This window comes from Pseudomonas sp. PS01303 (assembly GCF_029959385.1).
Classification (GTDB): Bacteria; Pseudomonadota; Gammaproteobacteria; order Pseudomonadales; family Pseudomonadaceae; genus Aquipseudomonas; species Aquipseudomonas rustica.
Map to the genome: position 1 here is coordinate 35,084 of NZ_JASCPK010000028.1, position 18,983 is coordinate 54,066.

15 protein-coding genes and 1 pseudogene are annotated in these 18,983 nt (G+C 60.0%); 10 read left to right on the plus strand and 6 right to left on the minus strand.

What is annotated here, in order from left to right:
* Positions 1-596: 596 nt before the first annotated feature.
* The gene (locus QMX93_RS11215) at positions 597-1,577 is read right to left on the minus strand and encodes an Abi family protein (protein ID WP_020189851.1); all 981 of its coding nucleotides are present in this window, start codon (positions 1,575-1,577) and stop codon (positions 597-599) included.
* A 458-nt stretch (positions 1,578-2,035) separates the two neighbouring features.
* Here QMX93_RS11215 and QMX93_RS11220 point away from each other — a divergent pair, with 458 nt between their 5' ends.
* Positions 2,036-2,581 carry a sce7726 family protein gene (locus QMX93_RS11220; protein ID WP_020189852.1) on the plus strand — a complete coding sequence of 182 codons (546 nt, stop codon included), beginning with the start codon at positions 2,036-2,038 and terminating at the stop codon, positions 2,579-2,581.
* Here QMX93_RS11220 and QMX93_RS11225 read toward each other — a convergent pair.
* Together QMX93_RS11225 and QMX93_RS11230 are read right to left on the minus strand one after the other, a co-directional pair.
* Positions 2,578-3,642, minus strand: a complete 1,065-nt coding sequence (locus tag QMX93_RS11225) for a hypothetical protein (protein ID WP_020189853.1) — start codon at positions 3,640-3,642, stop codon at positions 2,578-2,580. The genes QMX93_RS11220 and QMX93_RS11225 overlap by 4 nt on opposite strands.
* A gap of 250 nt (positions 3,643-3,892) precedes the next feature.
* Positions 3,893-4,951 carry a hypothetical protein gene (locus tag QMX93_RS11230; protein WP_020189854.1) on the minus strand — a complete coding sequence of 353 codons (1,059 nt, stop codon included), beginning with the start codon at positions 4,949-4,951 and terminating at the stop codon, positions 3,893-3,895.
* Positions 4,952-5,254: 303 nt separating this feature from the next.
* Between QMX93_RS11230 and QMX93_RS11235 the strand changes: the two are divergent.
* A pseudogene (locus tag QMX93_RS11235) lies at positions 5,255-5,569 on the plus strand (thymidylate synthase); the annotation flags it as partial.
* A 126-nt stretch (positions 5,570-5,695) separates the two neighbouring features.
* Here QMX93_RS11235 and cadR read toward each other — a convergent pair.
* Complete coding sequence (cadR, locus tag QMX93_RS11240; RefSeq protein ID WP_008088440.1) at positions 5,696-6,145, minus strand: Cd(II)/Pb(II)-responsive transcriptional regulator; 450 nt, start codon at positions 6,143-6,145, stop codon at positions 5,696-5,698.
* An 84-nt stretch (positions 6,146-6,229) separates the two neighbouring features.
* On the opposite strand from cadR, the gene QMX93_RS11245 reads away from it, so the two are divergent.
* The 7 genes from QMX93_RS11245 (at position 6,230) to QMX93_RS11275 (ending at position 15,384) form a co-directional block, all read left to right on the plus strand.
* A complete protein-coding gene (locus tag QMX93_RS11245; RefSeq protein ID WP_282355740.1) occupies positions 6,230-8,539 on the plus strand; it encodes a heavy metal translocating P-type ATPase in 2,310 nt (769 codons plus the stop codon).
* Positions 8,540-8,552: 13 nt separating this feature from the next.
* On the plus strand, positions 8,553-9,416 hold the full coding sequence (locus tag QMX93_RS11250; protein ID WP_122842395.1) for a LysR family transcriptional regulator: 864 nt from the start codon (positions 8,553-8,555) through the stop codon (positions 9,414-9,416).
* A 231-nt stretch (positions 9,417-9,647) separates the two neighbouring features.
* The gene (locus QMX93_RS11255) at positions 9,648-10,724 is read left to right on the plus strand and encodes a putative 2-aminoethylphosphonate ABC transporter ATP-binding protein (protein WP_282355749.1); all 1,077 of its coding nucleotides are present in this window, start codon (positions 9,648-9,650) and stop codon (positions 10,722-10,724) included.
* Positions 10,724-12,448: a putative 2-aminoethylphosphonate ABC transporter permease subunit gene (locus tag QMX93_RS11260; protein WP_282355754.1), complete on the plus strand. Its 1,725-nt coding sequence runs from the start codon at positions 10,724-10,726 to the stop codon at positions 12,446-12,448. The genes QMX93_RS11255 and QMX93_RS11260 overlap by 1 nt, the downstream gene beginning before the upstream one ends.
* 36 nt (positions 12,449-12,484) lie before the next feature.
* Complete coding sequence (locus tag QMX93_RS11265) at positions 12,485-13,510, plus strand: putative 2-aminoethylphosphonate ABC transporter substrate-binding protein (RefSeq protein WP_007912988.1); 1,026 nt, start codon at positions 12,485-12,487, stop codon at positions 13,508-13,510.
* Between the two features lie 180 nt (positions 13,511-13,690).
* Positions 13,691-14,824, plus strand: coding sequence for a TIGR03364 family FAD-dependent oxidoreductase (locus tag QMX93_RS11270; protein ID WP_282355758.1), 1,134 nt, complete (start codon positions 13,691-13,693; stop codon positions 14,822-14,824).
* A complete protein-coding gene (locus QMX93_RS11275) occupies positions 14,824-15,384 on the plus strand; it encodes a phosphonate degradation HD-domain oxygenase (protein WP_282355761.1) in 561 nt (186 codons plus the stop codon). Before QMX93_RS11270 ends, QMX93_RS11275 begins: the two co-directional genes overlap by 1 nt.
* A gap of 173 nt (positions 15,385-15,557) precedes the next feature.
* Here the strand turns inward: QMX93_RS11275 and QMX93_RS11280 are convergent, their stop codons facing one another.
* Both QMX93_RS11280 and QMX93_RS11285 read right to left on the minus strand, forming a co-directional pair.
* Positions 15,558-16,943: a GTPase/DUF3482 domain-containing protein gene (locus tag QMX93_RS11280; RefSeq protein WP_282355763.1), complete on the minus strand. Its 1,386-nt coding sequence runs from the start codon at positions 16,941-16,943 to the stop codon at positions 15,558-15,560.
* Positions 16,936-18,309 (minus strand): DUF2868 domain-containing protein, encoded by a 1,374-nt coding sequence (locus QMX93_RS11285; RefSeq protein ID WP_282355765.1) that lies wholly within the window; start codon positions 18,307-18,309, stop codon positions 16,936-16,938. Before QMX93_RS11285 ends, QMX93_RS11280 begins: the two co-directional genes overlap by 8 nt.
* Before the next feature lie 85 nt (positions 18,310-18,394).
* Here QMX93_RS11285 and QMX93_RS11290 point away from each other — a divergent pair, with 85 nt between their 5' ends.
* Positions 18,395-18,907 (plus strand): dihydrofolate reductase, encoded by a 513-nt coding sequence (locus QMX93_RS11290; protein WP_008088429.1) that lies wholly within the window; start codon positions 18,395-18,397, stop codon positions 18,905-18,907.
* Positions 18,908-18,983: the final 76 nt, after the last annotated feature.

The window sequence follows — 18,983 nt, forward strand, 5'->3', positions numbered from 1 at the left end:
GGGCGACGACGTATTTGGCTGCCCCTCCAATCTCTAATTGGGGCCTAGCCAAGCGTGAAACCAGCGCAGGTAAGACTAGGGGCGTTCAGCAGGAAGGGCTGCCCCGCTACCGAGATATCCTACGTCGATGGGTGCGGCAGCGACCTAGTCGAGCCACGTCTACCCGGCCAACCTAGCGCTGCAGAGACCTGGGCGACTACCATGCATTTTTGGAAGCTGCCAGGCCAAAAACCCTCACTAGGGATAGACACCCAACTCACACGTTGTGTACTATGAGGGTGTAGGCGCTTGGGCTTAATCGTCAGCAGGTTAAGAGCACCACTGAAGATCCAAGGGCAATGAAGTACGTGAAAAGGCCACCCCTAAAGGGTGGCCTTTTCCTTTCTCAGCTATCAAGAAAAGCCAAGGCTACCGCTGCGTCAGCGCTGACGCGTGAAGCTCCACTCTTTTGGCTTCAAACCACCGCCTGCAGTGCATTTCTCCCTGCCGCCCCATTCTCGGTTCAAGCACCCAGATTCGATCCTGGCGGTTGTTCTGTGTGCGGTTGTTCTGGGGGGGGCGGTGAGTAAGCAGGACGGCCACACGCCTGTGAGGCCTCAGTGAGTGGGATAGAAATTTCCAATCACTTTTTGCTGGTGCGAGATCTGGATTGGTTTGCCACCCTTGAGTACCAGTTTCATGCCCCAGGATTTGGTCATGCTGCTGAGCTTGACGTCCGAGTGGGTGTACCCGCGCTTGAAGCCGTCCAAGGCCTCCTGGGTCATCAGGTACAAGGTCTTTTGATGAAATTCTGACTGAACATGGTCACTGGCTCTGTCGCTCGAAAGCCAATGGAGCGTCTGGGTGATTCGGCGATAGAGCATGTTCAGTCTGGCCAGCACTTCGACCTCAGTAGTGGGCGCCGGATACTCGACATTGACCGTTACCCCCTTGGCTTCTTTCTTCTCTTCTTTGATGTCCGGGATTTTCCACAGCGGCTCGAAATGGGCGACCCGGTTGCGCAGCGACCTGACGGTCTCAAGGCGGGCGTAGACGGTGCCTACGTTCGTCTTGTTGTTCCAGTGACCAGCGTTACTCGCGTAGCGATGGTGAGGAAAGATCGTCGGGATGATCGTGTCCCAAGACAGGTTGAGATCCAGCAGTGGTGCCCAGAAGCCGAACGTCATATTCGCAATCACTTGATTGGGGCTGACCGGGTGGAGTTTCGGGGTGTAGGTGTGTCGCTTTTGAGCCTTGTTCCAGTACCTGTCGTGAGTGACGGCCTGCACCTTCTCCCAGCTTTTGCCGCTCAATCTCAATACTTCGTACCAATTGTTGGCATCAGCGCTGCCGATGATTCTGGAAGAATGCTGGGCCATCGCATACTGGCTAAGAGCGAGGTGGAAGCGATTTCTCAACGCTACTTCGACGATGCCTGTTAAGCGCATGAAATTCGTGGATAGAACCTCGTTCCAGCAATACAGGCCGTACAGTTCTGAGTCGGACGCCGGGATGAAAAAACGTCTGTAGGAGGACAGCCTGGCAGCTGAAATGGAATCCAGCGAGCTGAGTAGGTTGAACGGCGTCGGGTTGTACATGGTTGCTTCCACTGCGGTTTCAGCGCGAGCTTAGCCGGCGTGCATTGCGTTGAGCGCCGGTGGTTGGCCGATAGGATGACTTGGCTATGGGTTTAAATGGCGCTTCAATATCATATCATCGCTGGTGATGTGGGTTGGGCGGCTGTGAAACGGGGCCTCTCAAGTCGAGACCCTAAGCCCGGAGGACTCCATTAGTGCGACACACCATCGTCCGCTCACCGCGAATGCGCGGACGTCGCCTGCCTTGCGAATCGACCACCGTTAGGGTCTGAGGTCGGCCAGGGAGATCGGCCAGAGGCAAGCTGATCAAACCAGGAATGACCAGGCTCACGCCTGGCCTTGCGTCATCATCTCCACCCCTTGCCGGACAGGTATCACACACATGCGAGCCCTTGGTGATCGACGACTGGGCGCTTTTTTAGCGTGAGAAGCCTCAACTGTCTGTCTATAATCCGCGCATGTTGAATCCTACCGAAATCCGCCCAATCCTCAAGCAGTGGGTCGCGAAAGCGATGTCCCATGAAGAGAGTGACGTCTTCATCGAGGAGCTGTGCTTCATCGATAAGGCCAGACGCGCCGATCTCGTTCATGCCAACGGCAAGCTGACCGCTTTCGAAATCAAGTCCCATGCTGACACGTTGACTCGCTGGGAGGGCCAGCAGCAGGCCTATATGGCGTGCTTTGACGAAGTCTGGCTATGCTGCCATTCAAAGCACTTGGTGAAGGCTCTTGAGTCATGTCTGCCGCATGTTGGCGTACTCGTCGTCGATGACTATTCCGGCATGGCGATGATTCGAAAGGCGAAGCCCAACAAGCTCCAGGATAAATTCCACCTTACGGGATTTTTGTGGCGTAGTGAGTTGGATGCACTCGCTAACCAGCATGGGGTGCCAACGAAAAGTCGCGACCTCATAAAAGAAGTGCGCCGCCAGCTCAGCGACGCCCTTCCCATGAATGTGATCAGGTCACATGTATTGGTCAGCCTGAAACAACGTTATCGTTAGAGTAAGTCATCGGCGTCGAGGTCATCGAAGCCGTCAGTATCTACGATGGACTGGATCATGGCGCAGATATGCTGATTGATCCTGTATCCATTCCATGTTCCGTTGTTCCCGTAGCCGGTAGATGTGGCGACAATTCTGCTGTACTCACGAGTGGCCCAGCAGAAGTCGTCGCCGTGATAACCCGGTAAGCCTCTGATCTCTTGGGCGATTTCAATGTATCGCACAAATTCCTTATCCGAGCCTTTGCGTCGCTGCCACCATTCCGTTGGGGTGTAATAGCAGGCGAAAGGAAGTACAGGCATGCCTCGTATGTATTCCATTGAGGCGGTTGGGTTGGTGGCCGCATAATCCCCGTAGACGATATCTGACTCTATGCCGGTGGTGTCGACCCTTCCTTGCCATGCAACGTCGTAACAGGCGGAGGAACGGGAGGTATTTGAGGCTGGCTTATCGATAGGAAAGGAGGTGCTCATCAGAACCAGATTCCGTATCTGATAGCTGTTGAGTTGGCGCAGGGATACATTGAAATCCGACCCTGAGGCAGTATTGGCCGGAGTTGTGGCGCCGAAGTCCAAAATCACCGTCGCAGTGTCCGGGCTGTCAAGAGCATCCAGGATTGATAGCAATCTGTTCCACGAAGTCGCGGTGGGGTTTTCCGGACAGGTAACCCTGATGGCTATATGTGGGAAATCGCCCTGAAGAGCGAGAGCACTTTGGATGACTGCTCGTTGAGGGTCGTCATCAACCCAGGAGACCACCGGTATAACGTTCTGGTTGATGCCTGCCACATCGGAGAAGAAGCGCCGTTTGTTCTCAAACGCGCCATGAGGATTGTGCAGGTCATTGGTAGTAATGAATTCTTCACCAACGTCCTTCGTTATTCTTGAAGCGTCTAGGAAAAAAGGATGCTCAGTCCAACTCGCTAGGAATGTTTGAAGGTGTCTGTCGTCGTCACCTCGCATGTCCAACAGCGGAGCCACGACTTCCCGCCTGTGGTCTTCCAGATTTATCAGCGCCTTAACGTCATTCTGACCAACTCGTAAACAAGCCACGTACTGCATCTTGCACTCCTTGCATGGTGTGAAAACCGGTTTCGCCGTAATGCTGAAGGCATGGCGAGTCACAGGCCCCGGCAATCAGCGAGCGTCGACATACGGAACATGTCGGTTTTGCCCACTGCCACTGGCCGACGTCATGCTCCCAGTGAGACGGCAGGTCGAGATTGGTACGATAGCACTTGGCCACTCAATAGAAGCCTTAATGCGTTGTTTTTCGGATATGGGGTGCGCGTATGTCCGATTAGTCTGTGGGTTACTCATAATGGAGTTCACCAAACAGTCCGATCATGAGGTCACCATCCAGGATCTCAAAAGGGAGGGTGACATACTGGTCAGGGTGCCGGGGCAGCGCCTTACCATCGTGCGGTGCATTCTTCGTGTGCCCTTGAACCTTTTCTCCGTTCTCCTTGATATAGGGGAGCACGACGATGCGGCCATGGTTCTTGGATAGGATCGTGCCCTCGTGCCACAAAGTGTTCCCCTCTTCGCTGCTGGACTCGCCACCCGTGTTTTTCAGCACCCACCGTGGCACCCCGTCGTCCTCATACCAGAACACGAAGCCACCACAGACCAGTACCCTCTGGCCGCGCATCCTCGCCTCTGCGAGCATTTGCTTGACGCTTGCTAATTGCAGCAGCTGGTTCGCTCGGGGGAGTAAAAGTGCGCGTATCTGCGCTTTGGTTCTTCCCCAGTGGTCGGCTCCCGAAAGACCAAACCCTTTGGCTGTCACTTCGCGCAGACAGATCTGCGAGCGTTTGGGAGGCAGGGCTCCGATCTGCTCCCATGTCTGATCATCGACACGGCGAAGGCACGTGTTGAATCTCGGCAAGGCAACTATTTCTAGATAAGGCGCACGCTTAAGTTCCTCGTGGAGCGGTTGCCGCAAGCTCTCCATCGTATTGTGCAATTTCAGCTCTTGCGCGGAGAGCCGGGGCAGATGGGCGTTCCGCTTGATTGCCTCGCGCTCCATGAGCTCCTCTTCTCCCTGGATGCGGCGCGCCGCCGTCAGTGCTTTCTCGACTTTCAGGGTGGTTGAGTTTTGAAGCACAGGATCCGGTACCGCCTGAGCCACCAGTTCATTGGTGCGGCTGTTGAATTCGTCTGCAGCTTCCATGGCCTCCTCGTAGGAGGTGAAAACAGCCGCCCTCGCATGGCCACTGCCGTTATCGTAGAAGTAACGCTTCCAGGACAGTTGGGACTCGGGAAAAAGCTTGAGTGCCCGCAGTTGCCACGTCCATCCGATCCCGAATTGTCGGAATGGAAGCACGGCCAGGGTGGGCCTTGAGTGGTATGGCATCTGATCTAGGCGCATCAATTCTCCCTGCTGTTTGCGTCATAGCGGCTGCGGAAGTGCTGAAGTTGTTCCTAGGGCGATTGATTCCCCCGACACCATGGATAGCACATTGCCAGAATGAGTCAATTTCTTGGCTACAGGCCACGTATTTCGGGCCTTCAGGAGAAAGGGGGCTGCGGGCGGGACTTTAAAAAACTGATGGTTTATCCAGTGTCGGGGGTTGCACAGGTAATGTGCAAACGCTATAATGCACATATACAAAGTTGCTTGGAAGGCATTACAAGTCAGCGTAATGTGCGGTAAAGGTGGGGGGTGAAGCTATTGGGCACGCCGTTCAACCTTACCGAAGGCGCCGCGCTGCTGAGCCTGATCGGTCGCCTGACCGGCTACACGCCGCGCTGGTTCACCTATTTCATCGGCGATGCGCACGTCTACGAGAACCACCTGGACATGCTCAACGAACAGCTCAAGCGCGAGCCGTTCGCCATGCCTAAGCTGAAAATCTCCGATCGTGTGCCGGAGTTTGCCAAGACTGGCGTGTACCAGCCGGAATGGCTGGAACTGGTCGAACCGAGTGATTTCTCGCTGGAAGGCTACGAACACCACGCACCAATGACCGCGCCAATGGCGGTCTAGTCGGTAGGATCGTTCCCACGCTCTGCGTGGGAATGAATCCCGTGACGCTCTGCGTCACTTTGGACGCGGAGCGTCCATGGCGGCATTCCCACGCGGAGCATGGGAACGAGCGTTATGCGGTGTTCTTTAGTGGCCGTGGCTGCGGCCTACGTGGGAGTGTTCGACTTCGGTGGCGACGACTCCGCCGCTGACCTCCAAGCGCTGCAATATCCCGCATTGATCCGCCCCCGGCCCTTCGCCACAGCGTTGGCGCAGGTCGAGCAGTTGTGTCTGCAACGCCAACAACCCATCAATCCGCGCCTTCACATGCTGGATGTGTTCATCGATCAGCGTGTTCACGCTTTCACACTGATCCTGCGGGCTGTCACGCATGGCTAGCAGGCTGCGGATTTCTTCGAGGGTCATGTCGAGGGTGCGGCAGTTGCGGATGAAGGTCAGGCGTTCGGCGTGGGCCTGGGTGTAGACGCGGTAGTTGCCGTCGCTGCGGGCCGGTTCCGGCAGGAGGTTTTCGCGCTCGTAGTAGCGGATGGTTTCCACGGCGCAGTCGGTGAGTTTGGCCAGTTCTCCGATCTTCATGACGGCAATCTCCAAAAGGGTGCTTGACCCTATAGTGGCTACAGGGTCTTTACTTGGCAACAGGCACCTTCATGGACGCGACCAATGAGCGATTCCCAGCACACCCACAAGCCCGGCGACGGCCACGATCACAGTCATAAATTGCAGCCTGTGCATAAGCATTCACAGGGCGGCGATTCTTGCTGCGGATCGAAAGTTGCAGCGCCGGCACCGGTTCATGCGCACGAAGACTCTTGCTGCTCGTCGACAGCCGCCGCGCCTGCGTTGGTGCAACTGAGCGAGAAAACCAGTGCCGATGCGCGGCTGAGCAGTTTCCGCATCGAGGCGATGGACTGCCCGACCGAGCAGACGCTGATCCAGAACAAGCTCGGCAAACTCGCCGGTGTGCAGCAACTGGAATTCAATCTGATCAACCGCGTACTCGGCGTGACCCACAATCTGCCGGGCACCGAGCCGATCACCGAAGCGATCAAATCCCTCGGCATGCACGCCGAGCCGCTGGAGGCGGGCGTCGATTCGCCAGCCCCGGCGCCAGTGAAAAAACACTGGTGGCCGCTGGCGTTGTCCGGCATTGGTGCGCTCGCCGCTGAAGTCATCCACTTCACCAACGCCGCGCCCACCTGGGTGGTGGCGATCATCGCGCTGGTGTCGATCCTCAGCGGTGGCCTGACCACTTACAAAAAGGGCTGGATCGCCCTGAAGAACCGCAACCTCAACATCAACGCGCTGATGAGCATCGCCGTGACCGGTGCCATCCTCATCGGCCAGTGGCCGGAAGCGGCGATGGTGATGTTCCTGTTCACCGTCGCCGAGCTGATCGAAGCGCGCTCGCTTGACCGTGCGCGCAATGCGATCAGCGGCCTGATGCAGATGACGCCAGAGCAAGCCACGGTGCTGCAGGCTGACGGTTCGTGGATCGAACAGGACGTGAAAAGCGTCGAACTCGGCGCCCGTGTGCGAGTGAAGCCCGGCGAGCGCATTGCGCTAGACGGCGAAGTGCTCAGCGGCAACTCGACCATCGACCAGGCGCCGATCACCGGTGAAAGCCTGCCGGTCGAGAAAACCGTCGGCGACAAAGTCTTCGCCGGCACCATCAATCAGGCTGGTTCACTGGAATACGCGGTCACTGCTGCGGCGAACAACTCGACGTTGGCGCGGATCATCCACGCCGTCGAACAAGCCCAAGGCGCGCGCGCACCGACCCAGCGTTTCGTCGATCAGTTCTCGAAAATCTACACGCCAGTGGTGTTCGTGTTTGCCTTGGCCGTGGCGATCATTCCGCCGTTGTTCATGGGCGCTGTGTGGTTCGACTGGATTTACCGCGCGCTGGTGTTGCTGGTGGTCGCGTGCCCGTGCGCACTGGTGATTTCCACTCCGGTGACCATCGTCAGCGGCCTCGCGGCAGCGGCGCGCAAAGGCATTCTGGTCAAGGGCGGCGTGTACCTGGAGGGCGGTTTCAAGCTCGATTATCTGGCGCTGGATAAAACCGGCACGATCACCCACGGCAAACCGGTGCAGACCGATTACCTGTCCCTCGATCCAACCGCCGATGCCACCGCACCTGCCATCGCCGCTGCCTTGGCCGGACGTTCCGACCATCCGGTGTCGCTGGCCATCGCCAACGCTGCTGTGGATAAAAACTTCGCCGCGCTGATTGTGGATAACTTCGAAGCGCTGGGCGGGCGTGGCGTCAAAGGCGACATCAACGGCCAGACGTATCATTTGGGCAACCATCGTCTGGTCGAAGAGCTCGGCCTGTGCTCGCCAGCACTGGAAGAAAAACTCTTCACGCTGGAGAAACAGGGCAAATCCGTGGTGCTGCTGCTCGACAGCTCCGGCCCACTGGCGCTGTTCGCCGTGGCCGATACCGTCAAGGAAACCAGCCGCGAAGCGATCCGTCAGTTGCACGAACTCGGGGTGAAAACCTTGATGCTCACTGGCGACAACGTCCACACCGCGCAGGCGATTGCCGCGCAGGTAGGCATCGATGAAGCGCGCGGTGATTTGCTGCCAACCGACAAACTGCAAGCCATTGAAGATCTGTACAAGCAGGGCCATCGTGTGGGCATGGTCGGCGACGGCATCAACGATGCGCCGGCACTGGCCCGCGCCGAGATTGGTTTCGCTATGGCCGCTGCCGGTACCGACACGGCGATCGAAACCGCCGATGTCGCCCTGATGGATGACGATCTGCGCAAGATCCCGGCGTTCATCAGCCTGTCGCGCAATACAGCGAGCATCTTGAAACAGAACATCGCGCTGGCTCTGGTGATCAAAGCGATCTTTCTTGCGGTAACCTTCGCCGGACTCGCCACCATGTGGATGGCGGTGTTCGCCGACATGGGCGTGAGCCTGTTGGTGGTGTTCAACGGTTTGCGCCTGCTGCGCAAATAGATGAGGAAGAGTTGTGCTGAGTGCCGAGCTGAAAGCGTTTTACATGGTCGCCCGCCTGGGCAGCATCACGCTGGCGGCGAAAAAACTCGGCCTCAGCCAACCGACCGTGACCACGCAGATACGTAATCTGGAAAGTCAGTATTCGGTGGAACTGTTTTATCGCGGTGGTCGACGGTTGAGCGTCAGTGACGAAGGTGCGCGGTTGCTGCCGATGGTCAAGACGCTGTTGCAGCAGGAAGCCGACATCGAGTTTTTCCTGCGCAACAGCGGTCAGGTGCAGGGCACGTTGCGCATTGCCGCGACAGCGCCGTATTACATTCTCGATCTGGTGAAGACCTTTCGTGAGCGCTTGCCGCAAGTGGAGGTGTCGGTGGAAATCGGCAACTCGCAGCAGGTACTCGAAGCGCTGGAGGATTATCGGGTGGATATCGCCGCGTCATCGCAGTTGCTGGATGACGCGCGGTTGATTCGCCGGGTGCTCGGTACTGATCCGCTGGTGCTGGCGGTGCATCGCAATCATCCGCTGGCGGCGCAGGAGCATGTGACGTTGAGTGCGCTGGCCGGGCATACGTTGTTGATGCGTGAGTCGGGTTCGACCACGCGGCGGTTGACCGAAGAATTGCTGGCGAGTGCCGGCGTGAGTTTCGGGCCGTTGCTGGAGATTGGCAGCCGTGAGTCGATTCGGGAGGCGGTGTTGCGCAATATCGGCATCAGCATCATTGCCCGGCAGGAAGTGCCGCATGATCCGCAATTGCGCGTGCTGACGATCGAAAATGCGCCGCAGATTCCTGAGTATTTGTATTGCTTGAAAGAGCGCAAGGGCGCGCGGTTGCCTGCGGCGTTCCTAGGCTTGGCCCAAGAAATGTCCCCGGCCTAGCAGATGATAATGATCGTTCCCACGCTCCGCGTGGGAATGCAGCCCGGGACGCTCTGCGTCCCAAGAGCCGAACGCGGAGCGTCCGATGAGGCATTCCCACGCGGAGCGTGGGAACGATCTCTTCTGAACCAAAATCCCTGAATACCACTATCAGCCGTTTTTGCCTCACTGCCACATGACGGACGCATTACAACTCTAGGATTGGCCCCATCTGCTTGATGAGGTCTGTCCATGAATCCTGCCATCGCAACTGCCCTGACCAATCCCGGCGCACCCATGAAAGTGCGCGGCGTGCAGAAACGCTTCGGCGCGTTCACCGCGCTGGATAACGTCTCCCTCGACGTCGCCGCCGGTGAACTGGTGTGCCTGCTCGGCCCGTCGGGCTGCGGCAAAACCACCTTGCTGCGCTGCATCGCCGGTCTGGAGAAGCAGGACAGCGGCGAGCTGTACCTCGGTGACCGCGACGTCTCGCATCTCGCCCCACAAGCCCGCGACTACGGGATTCTGTTCCAGTCCTACGCACTGTTCCCCAATTTGACCGTCGAGGCGAACATTGCCTACGGCCTCGCCGGCAGCGGTCGCGATGAAGTGCGCCGTCGTGTCGGCCAGATGCTCGAACTGGTCGGCCTCATCGGCAGCGAGAAAAAATACCCCGGCCAATTGTCCGGCGGCCAACAGCAGCGTGTCGCACTGGCCCGTGCTCTGGCACCAGCTCCCTCGCTGCTGTTGCTCGATGAACCGATGTCCGCCCTCGACGCCCGCGTCCGCGAGCATCTGTGCACCGAACTGCGCCAACTGCAACGCAACCTCGGCATCACCACGCTGATGGTCACGCACAATCAGGACGAAGCCATGCTCATGGCCGACCGCATCGCCGTGATGAATAACGGCCGCGTCGAGCAGTACGCCACCCCGCGGGAAATCTACAACCGCCCGGCCACGCCGTTCGTGGCCGAGTTTGTCGGGCAGGGTAACTGGCTGCCGTTCCAGCGCAGCAGCGACAGCCATGCGCAAGTTGGCGGGATGAACCTGCGCCTCAGCGACGGCAGCGTCCAGCGCGCCTCGGGCCGTTTGTTCTGCCGCCCGGAAGCAATCAACGTCAACCCGCCGGTGCACGAAGAGAACCTGTTCCCGGCCAAAGTCCGCGAAATCACCTTCCTCGGCAACCGCTGCCGCATGAGCTTCGAACTCGATCAGCTGCCGGGCCACGCCTTGCTCGCCGAACTCGCGCCGGAAGCCATGCCGCGCCTCGGCGCCCAGCAAATCATGGTCGCCTTGCCGCCGCGCAGCCTGCAGGTGTTTGCCTGATGAACAGCAACCTCGCGCTGCCGCTACCGCACAAGCAGGTGCGACAGTCCTCGAAAGCCGAGATCGGCGACCGCATTTTTGTCGTCGGCGGCAAAGTCCTCCTGTTGGTGTTGCTCGGTATTGCGGTGCTGCTGCCGTTGCTGGCGATCTTCTGGCGTGGCTTTAGTAATGAGGCCGGGCAGGGCGGTGGCTGGATCGCGGCGAAGGAGATGGTCACTAGTGAGAATTTCCACTGGCTGCTCGGCAACAGCCTGAAAGTGTCCCTCAGCGTTGCGGCTATTGTCGTACCGCTGGCTTACCTGTTTGCCTACGCGCTGCAACGCACAATGATTCCGGCGAAGGGTATCTGGCGTGGGATTTCTCTGCTGCCGCTGATGGCGCCGTCGATGCTGCCGGGGATTGCACTGGTTTATCTGTTCGGCAACCAGGGCATGTTGCGCGGACTGCTCTCGGACAACATCTACGGGTTTTGGGGGATTGTGCTGGGCGAGGTGATTTACACCTTCCCGCATGCGCTGATGATTCTGCTCTCGGCATTGTCGCTGGCCGATGCGCGATTGTTCGATGCGGCGTCGAGCATGGGCGCCAGTCCGGCCAAAGCCTTTCGCAGCATCACTTGGCCGGCAACTCGCCAGGCTGTGTTCGCCGCGTTCTGTCTGGTGTTCACCCTGACCATCACCGATTTCGGCGTGCCAGTGGTGGTCGGTGGCGACTATCAAGTGCTGGCGCTGGAAGCCTACAAAGCCGTGGTCGGCCAGCAGCAATTCGGGCGCGGCGCGTTGATCGGCATGGTGTTGTTGCTGCCGGCGCTGTTCAGCTTTGGCGTCGATGCCTGGCTGCGTCGGCGTCACGGCGACTCCATGAGCGGTCGGGCACAGGTGTTCAAACCGGCGCCGTCGAAGCTGCGTGATGGCTGCTATCTGGCGATTGTTTTGCTGATCAGCGCGGCGTTGATTCTGGTGTTCGGCATGGCAGTGTTTTCGTCGCTGGTGAAGTTCTGGCCGTACAACCTGTCGCTGTCGCTCAATCATTACCAGTTCAACGAAACCGCTGGCGGTGGCTGGCTGGCTTACAGCAACAGTTTGAAAATGGCGCTGGGCACGGCGTTGATCGGCAGCGTGCTGATCTTCACCGGCGCTTATCTGATGGAGAAAACCCGCGACCAGCGCGGCCTCAACCTGGCGTTGCGCATGCTCAGTTTTGTGCCGATGGCGGTGCCGGGGTTGGTGCTCGGTCTGGGTTACGTCTTCTTCTTCAACCTCACGGGTAACCCGCTGCACGTGCTGTACGGGACGATGACGCTGCTGATCGTCTGCACCATTGCGCACTACCTGACCACCGCACAAATGACCGCGACCACCGCGCTGCGCCAACTCGACGCAGAGTTCGAAGCCGCCGCGCTGTCGCTGAAGGCGCCGCTGTACCGGCATTACCTGCGCGTCACCGTGCCGATCTGCCTGCCGGCGCTGCTCGACATCGTGCGCTACCTGTTCGTCTCGGCGATGACCACGGTGTCGGCGGCGATCTTCCTCTACAGCCCCGACACCATCCTCGCGGCGGTGGCGGTGCTGAACATGGATGACGCCGGCAACGTCGGCGGCGCGGCGGCGATGTCGACCCTGATTCTGTTCACCTCGGCGGGCGTGTCCTTGCTGCTGGCGTGGGCTTCGCGCGGCTTGCTGCGCCGTTCTCAAGCCTGGCGGCAAACCGCGCCCGGTCACTGATTCCAACCCCGTTCAACTCATTACAGGAAAACGATCATGTTCAAGCCTATGGCCCTGGCCGCTGCTGTGCTCGCTACTTTCAGCCTGAATGCCTTCGCGGCAAAAACCGAGTTGACGGTGTACACCGCCCTCGAAGCCGAGCAACTGAAGTCCTACAAAGAAGCGTTCGAAAAGGCCAACCCGGACGTCGAGATCAAATGGGTGCGCGATTCCACCGGGATCATCACCGCCAAACTGCTCGCCGAAAAGGCCCGTCCGCAGGCTGACGCGGTGTGGGGTCTGGCGGCTTCGAGCCTGGCGATCCTCGATCAGCAAGGCATGCTGCAAAGCTACGCGCCGAAGGATCTCGGCAAGATCGGCGCGAACTACCGCGACGCCGCCAACCCGCCGGCCTGGGTCGGCATGGACGTCTGGGCCGCGACCATTTGCTTCAACACTGTCGAAGCCGAGAAGCAGGGTTTGACCAAGCCAGTGAGCTGGCAGGATCTGACCAAGCCTGAGTACAAGGGCAAGATTGTTATGCCGAACCCGGCGTCGTCCGGCACCGGTTTCCTCGACGTCAGCGCCTGGCTGCAAACCTTCGGCGAGAAGCAGGGCTGGGCGTACATGGATGGCCTGCATCAGAACATTGGCCAGTATGTTCACTCCGGTTCCAAGCCTTGCAAACTGGCGGCGGCGGGCGAGTTTCCGATTGGTATTTCCTTTGAATACCCGGCGGTACAGCTAAAGCGTCAGGGCGCGCCGCTGGACATTATTCTGCCGAAGGAAGGTCTGGGCTGGGAGATCGAAGCGACTGCGGTGATCAAAGGCACGCCGCATGAAGAAGCGGCGAAGAAACTGGCGGACTTCTCGGCGAGTGCTGAGGCGATGGATCTGTACAAGGAGAACTTCGCTGTTCTTGCACAGCCGGGGATCGCCAAGCCGCAGACCGAATTGCCGGCGGATTATGAGCAGCGTCTGATCAAGAACGACTTTGCCTGGGCCTCGAAGAATCGCGACGAGATCCTCACCGAGTGGCGCAAGCGTTATGACGGCAAGTCTGAGAAAGTGGCTGCCAAGTAAATCTTCGCAAGCTGACAGGGCCTCATCGCGAGCAGGCTCACTCCTACAGGGGAACCTGTGCTGATCGTTCCCACGCTCCGCGTGGGAATGAATCCCGTGACGCTCCGCGTCACTATGGACGCAGAGCGTCCTTGGCTGCATTCCCACGCGGAGCGTGGGAACGATCATCGAGGTAGCCTCATGAAACACCACAAAGACCTGCTCATCGTCGGCGCCGGCATTCTCGGCTTATCGCACGCCTACGCCGCCGCCAAACGCGGCCTCAAGGTCGCCGTTTTTGAACGCACCGCCACGCCCCTCGGCGCCTCGGTGCGCAACTTCGGCCAGGCCCTGGTCACCGGCCAGCCCCCCGGCCCGATGCTTGAACTGGCCAAGGCCAGCCGCGAGATCTGGGGCGATTGGGCGCAACTCGCCGGGCTGCAAATCAAGCGCAACGGCTCGTATCTATTCGCCAGAACCGAAGCCGAAGAACACCTGCTCGAAACCTTCTGCGCCACTCGCGCGATTGAACACGGCTACAACGTCGACCTCCTGCGCGGCGCTGCTATGCGCGATCTCTACAACGGCCAGTTCCGCCATCACCGCGCCGCGCTTCATGGCATCGACGATCAACAGCTGTATTCGCGCGAAGCGATCCCGGCGCTGATTGATTACCTGCGTCGCGACCTCGGCGTCGAGTTTCACTTCTCCACGCTCGTACGCGACGTCGAGCCGGGGCGCTTGCACAGCACCGCCGGCAGCTTTACCGCCGAGCAGATCATCGTCTGCTCCGGCCACGATTATCAAACCCTGCTGGCCGAACCAATCGCCGCGCTCGACCCGCAAATCTGCCGCCTGCAAATGCTCCGCGCCAAACCTGCGACCGAACTGAATCTGCAACACGCCTTGCTCACCGGCCTCAGCTGCGTGCACTACGGCGCCTTCGCCGATCTGCCGGAAGCAGCGGCGGTGCAGGCGCAGATCCTGCGTGAACAACCGCACCTGCACGACAACGGCATCCACCTGCTGATCAGCCCGACGCCGTACGGCGAACTGATCATCGGCGACTCGCACCATTACGGCAGCGACCCTTCACCGTTCAACGCTGAGCAGGTGGATGACTGGATGATCGAGTTGGCCGAGCTGACGCTGGGCTGCAAGGTGCAAGTGGTCGAGCGCTGGCAGGGCGTCTATGGTTCTCGGGGGCCCGGGCCGTTTTCGTTGCTGCGCCCGGCAGCGGGGTTGAGTGTGGCGCTGATGCACACCGGCGTCGGCATGAGCGTCGGCCCGGCGATGGCCGAACGCAACGTTGCACAGTTGTTGGAGGAAATTTGATGACAGGTCACGAACAAACCGTCGCCACGGTATTCGCGCTGTATGAGCGTTTTGGCACCAGCGATTACATCGGCGAACCGGTGTCACAGATCGAGCACATGTCCCAGGCCGCCGAACTGGCGATCGCCGAGGGTTTTGATGATGAAGTGGTGCTGGCGGCGTTCTTCCATGACATCGGCCATTTGTGTGCCGAAGGGGCGGAGAACATGGGCGGTTACGGTGTGGTCAGCCATGAACGGCTGGGTGCGGATTATTTGCGCGAGGCCGGTTTCAGTGAGCGGCTGGCGCGGCTGGTGGAATATCACGTGCAGGCCAAGCGGTATCTGACGCTGCGTGAGCCGGGGTATTTCGAGCGGTTGAGTGAGGCGAGCCGGCGGACGCTGGAGTATCAGGGCGGGGTGATGACCGAGGCGGAGGCGGAGGTGTTTGAGCGGGATCCGTTGTGTGCGGTCAGTTTGCGGATGCGGCAGTGGGATGAGCTGGCCAAGGAGAGAGCGGTGCCGGTGATGGATTTGGGTGTGCTCAAGCGCAAGGCTGAGGTTTTGTTGGCGGCAGGGTGATTGTCGCCCTCACCCCAGCCCTCTCCCGGAGGGAGAGGGAGCCTACGGAGTTGTTCTCAGGTGATACATCGACCTGAAATATCCAGCCGAACTCAGGTTTGGACAGCATGCAGATCTGCTCCCTTTCCCCCTCGCCCCCTTGGGGGAGAGGGCTGGGGTGAGGGGGTAGCGATCTAAAGCTCAAGCACCCGATCAACCAGCCCCTCAATCTGCTCCTGCCTTTCCGCCTGATTCAACTTCGCCTGCGAATTGAGCGACGACCACTGCGGATGCGCCCGCGCCTTGTTCAGCGCCTCCGGCAACTTGCCCTCGCGCCAGGTCTTATCCTGCGGAGTAGCGACCTGAACCGCATCCATCGCCGCATGCCCACGCTGATCCAGCGCCAACACCAACTGCCGCTGGCGCAGCGCCAATAGCCGTAACACCCCATCATCCACCGTCAACTCACGCTGCCCTTTGATCTTGCCGAGCAAGCGACTGCCATAACTGCGCGCCGTCTGCAGCGCACCCCCGGCAATCGCCCCCGCCAACGCCGCTGCGCCAAGGGTAATCCCGCCAACCAGCAAATCCACACCAGCCCCCGCCGCTGCACCGGCAGCAATCCCGCCGCCCACGCGCACCCCGAGTTGCTTCAAGGTTTCCGGGTTGAACAGGTCATCACCCCAGCGCCCATCGAGCAACGGCAAATCACTCGCCGCCGCATCCTGCGGACGAAACGCATACAGCTTGAGCAGCGCCTCAACGCACTTCTGCTCACGCTGACGCACAGCCTTGCGCAGTTCGCTGATGGCTTGCTGTTCCTGCTCCGCTTCGCTGACCACACTGCGCCGACAAGCAGCGCAATCGATCAACAATTCAGCAATCAAACGCGCCGCACTTTGCTGACGCGCCAGGCGCTGAGCCTGTTGATCAGCAATCAACCGTTCCAGTTGTGGACGAGCATTTTCCAGCAGCAGCGCCAGACTTTCATACAGCCGCCGCTCGCCATCTTCAGGCGGCGCCACACTGTCGAAACGCACCAACGCATGCAGCCCCAGCCGCGCCAGCGCCTCACGCCAATCCGGCTCGCGATGGTTGGCGCTGCTGACAAAATTCAGCACCGGCAGCAGCGGTTTGCCGCAACTGGCGAGCACTTCCAGTTCATCGCGGTACTTGGCCAGCACCGGTTCGCGCGCATCGATCACATACAACCCGGCGTCGGAGGCGAGCAGTTGCCGCAGCACTTTCGCCTCCTGCTCGAAACGCTGGCGCGCCTCGCTGCCGTCGAGAAACCGCGCCAGCCGCGCCGGGCCATCGAGGCGTTCGCCGGGGCGTTCCAGGCGTTCGAGAAAATCCAGCAGGGCGATGGCGTCTTCCAGCCCCGGCGTGTCGTAGAGGTCGAGCAACGGTTCGCCGTCCACCGACAACCGCGCGCCTTCGACATGCCGCGTAGTGCTCGGGCGATGGGAGACTTCGCCGAAACCGACATCGCGGGTCAGCGTGCGCAACAGTGAGGTCTTGCCGACGTTGGTGTGGCCGACCACGGCGAGTTTCAGCGGCGCTTTCCAGGCATCAGTCATGGCCAGTCTCCAGCCAGTTCAACGGCGCGCAATCGGCAAACTGCAGATCAAGCTGTTGCAGCGCCATGTGCCAGTCGCCGAGGCGTTCGGCATCCAGCGCTTCACCGGGCGGCGCTTGCAGCAGCCAGACGCGGGTTTCTCCGGCGTTGCGCGCCAGTTCGGCGATCAAGGCGAGGCTGCCGCGATCCGGTGAACGCCGTGGGTCGCAGGCAATCGCCAGACGTGCCGGCGGGAAGCGACTGAGTTGTTCGAGAAGTTTATGGCGTGATTCGCGGCTGTCGAGGATGCCAGCATTGCTGACATTTTTCGGCAGCGCGGGCGGCCATGGGCGTTGTTCGTCGAGTTCGATGGCGACCAGCAACGCACCTTCGCTGGCGAGTTCGCCGACGCTGCTTTCAACGCGGTGCAGTTGCGCAGGCTCCGGATCGTTGACGCCGAGGCGTTCGCTGGTCGGCATCAGATGTTCGCGCAATTGCGCGTAGCCGGGCAGGTTCAAGTCCAGACGCAGCGCGGTTTTGCCGCTGTTCCAGCGCCAGAAACACAACAGCGTCAGCAGCAGACGCGGCAGCACGCCGTACACCACCAAAACGCCAACCAGCCAGGTCGCCCAGGCCTGGCGAGCGCTTTCGATGTCGAGCGCGCCGTCGCCGCTGGCGCGGATCATCTCCACCGTCGGCACGTTGAAACCGAGCAGCGACGGTAGATACCCCAGCGCGTGGGTGACATGGATAAAGGTGTCGGCGCTGAGAATCGTGGTTTCCCAGACGAAGCCGTAGCGCCGGGTCGCCATCAGCGTCAGCAGCAGAATCAGCGCGCTGAGCATCGCCAGCAACCACAAACCGTTGACCAGCGTACCGAGCGCCCAGCGATTGAGTTTCTTGCGTTGCAGCATCAGCAGCAGGGCGGGCGCCAGTTGCGCGGCTTTGGCGTCGCGGGCCAGTTTTTCGCTGAGCCACAGCCACAATCGTCCGAGCGTGGCGCCGTGTTCGCCGGCAAAGATCAAGCCCAGCAACCAGCTCAGCAGCAGAATCAGGTTCAGCCCGAGCAGACTGCCCAAGGCCCAAAACACATTGACCGGCGTCTGGCCGAGTGCGGCGAAGGCCAGACCAGCGCCGCTCAGCACCGCGAAGATCATCAGCAACACCAGCGCCAGACGCGCGCCTTGCAGCCAGTGTTTGAGTGCAGCCGTCAGCCCGTCACGTTCGGCCAGCCAGAGCGCCCGGCGCTGAATGCGGCTCGGCAGATCGCCGCCGGCCGCGCGCGCCAGTCGATTGGCTTCCAGATCTTCCAGCGGGCCGGCGTGTTCTTCGCGCAGGCGCACGGTCTCGGTGAGCCAGAGGTTTTGCAGTGGAGTCAGTTCAGTCACGCGGCATCCCGTTGCTTAATCCAGCGCTGAGCATAACCGCTGTGGCGCTTATCGGGGTAAGCGCGGCTCTGGTATCCTCGCCGGCATGACTAAATCACTCCCCCTCAGCCTGATCGCAGCCCTCGGTGAAAACCGCGTGATCGGCGTCGACAACAGCATGCCCTGGCACCTGCCGGGGGACTTCAAATACTTCAAGGCCACGACCTTGGGCAAGCCGATCATCATGGGTCGCAAGACTTGGGATTCGCTTGGCCGACCGTTGCCGGGGCGCTTGAACATCGTAGTCAGCCGTCAGGCCGATCTGGTGCTGGAAGGTGCCGAGGTGTATCCGTCGCTGGAAGCAGCGGTGGTTCGCGCCGAAGAATGGGCGAAAGAGCAGGGCGTTGATGAGCTGATGCTGATTGGTGGCGCGCAGTTGTACGCGCAAGGGCTGGCGCAGGCGGATCGTCTGTATTTGACGCGCGTGGCGTTGAGCCCGGAAGGGGATGCGTGGTTTCCGGAGTTTGATTTGAACGACTGGAAACTGGTGTCGAACGTGCCGAATCCAGCTGAGGGCGATAAACCCGCGTACAGCTTTGAGGTTTGGGAGAAAGCCTAAATTGTGGCGAGGGGATTTATCCCCGTTGGGTTGCGCAGCAGCCCCAAAATAATGGGGTCGCTACGCAACCCAACGG

What these genes read in the sequence shown, in the direction of transcription:
- QMX93_RS11215 (WP_020189851.1), bottom strand. Translation starts at nt 1,577, where the DNA reads ATGTACAACCCGACGCCGTTCAACCTACTCAGCTCGCTGGATTCCATT.
- QMX93_RS11220 (WP_020189852.1), top strand. Translation starts at nt 2,036, where the DNA reads ATGTTGAATCCTACCGAAATCCGCCCAATCCTCAAGCAGTGGGTCGCG.
- QMX93_RS11225 (WP_020189853.1), bottom strand. Translation starts at nt 3,642, where the DNA reads ATGCAGTACGTGGCTTGTTTACGAGTTGGTCAGAATGACGTTAAGGCG.
- QMX93_RS11230 (WP_020189854.1), bottom strand. Translation starts at nt 4,951, where the DNA reads ATGCGCCTAGATCAGATGCCATACCACTCAAGGCCCACCCTGGCCGTG.
- cadR (WP_008088440.1), bottom strand. Translation starts at nt 6,145, where the DNA reads ATGAAGATCGGAGAACTGGCCAAACTCACCGACTGCGCCGTGGAAACC.
- QMX93_RS11245 (WP_282355740.1), top strand. Translation starts at nt 6,230, where the DNA reads ATGAGCGATTCCCAGCACACCCACAAGCCCGGCGACGGCCACGATCAC.
- QMX93_RS11255 (WP_282355749.1), top strand. Translation starts at nt 9,648, where the DNA reads ATGAATCCTGCCATCGCAACTGCCCTGACCAATCCCGGCGCACCCATG.
- QMX93_RS11260 (WP_282355754.1), top strand. Translation starts at nt 10,724, where the DNA reads ATGAACAGCAACCTCGCGCTGCCGCTACCGCACAAGCAGGTGCGACAG.
- QMX93_RS11265 (WP_007912988.1), top strand. Translation starts at nt 12,485, where the DNA reads ATGTTCAAGCCTATGGCCCTGGCCGCTGCTGTGCTCGCTACTTTCAGC.
- QMX93_RS11270 (WP_282355758.1), top strand. Translation starts at nt 13,691, where the DNA reads ATGAAACACCACAAAGACCTGCTCATCGTCGGCGCCGGCATTCTCGGC.
- QMX93_RS11275 (WP_282355761.1), top strand. Translation starts at nt 14,824, where the DNA reads ATGACAGGTCACGAACAAACCGTCGCCACGGTATTCGCGCTGTATGAG.
- QMX93_RS11280 (WP_282355763.1), bottom strand. Translation starts at nt 16,943, where the DNA reads ATGACTGATGCCTGGAAAGCGCCGCTGAAACTCGCCGTGGTCGGCCAC.
- QMX93_RS11290 (WP_008088429.1), top strand. Translation starts at nt 18,395, where the DNA reads ATGACTAAATCACTCCCCCTCAGCCTGATCGCAGCCCTCGGTGAAAAC.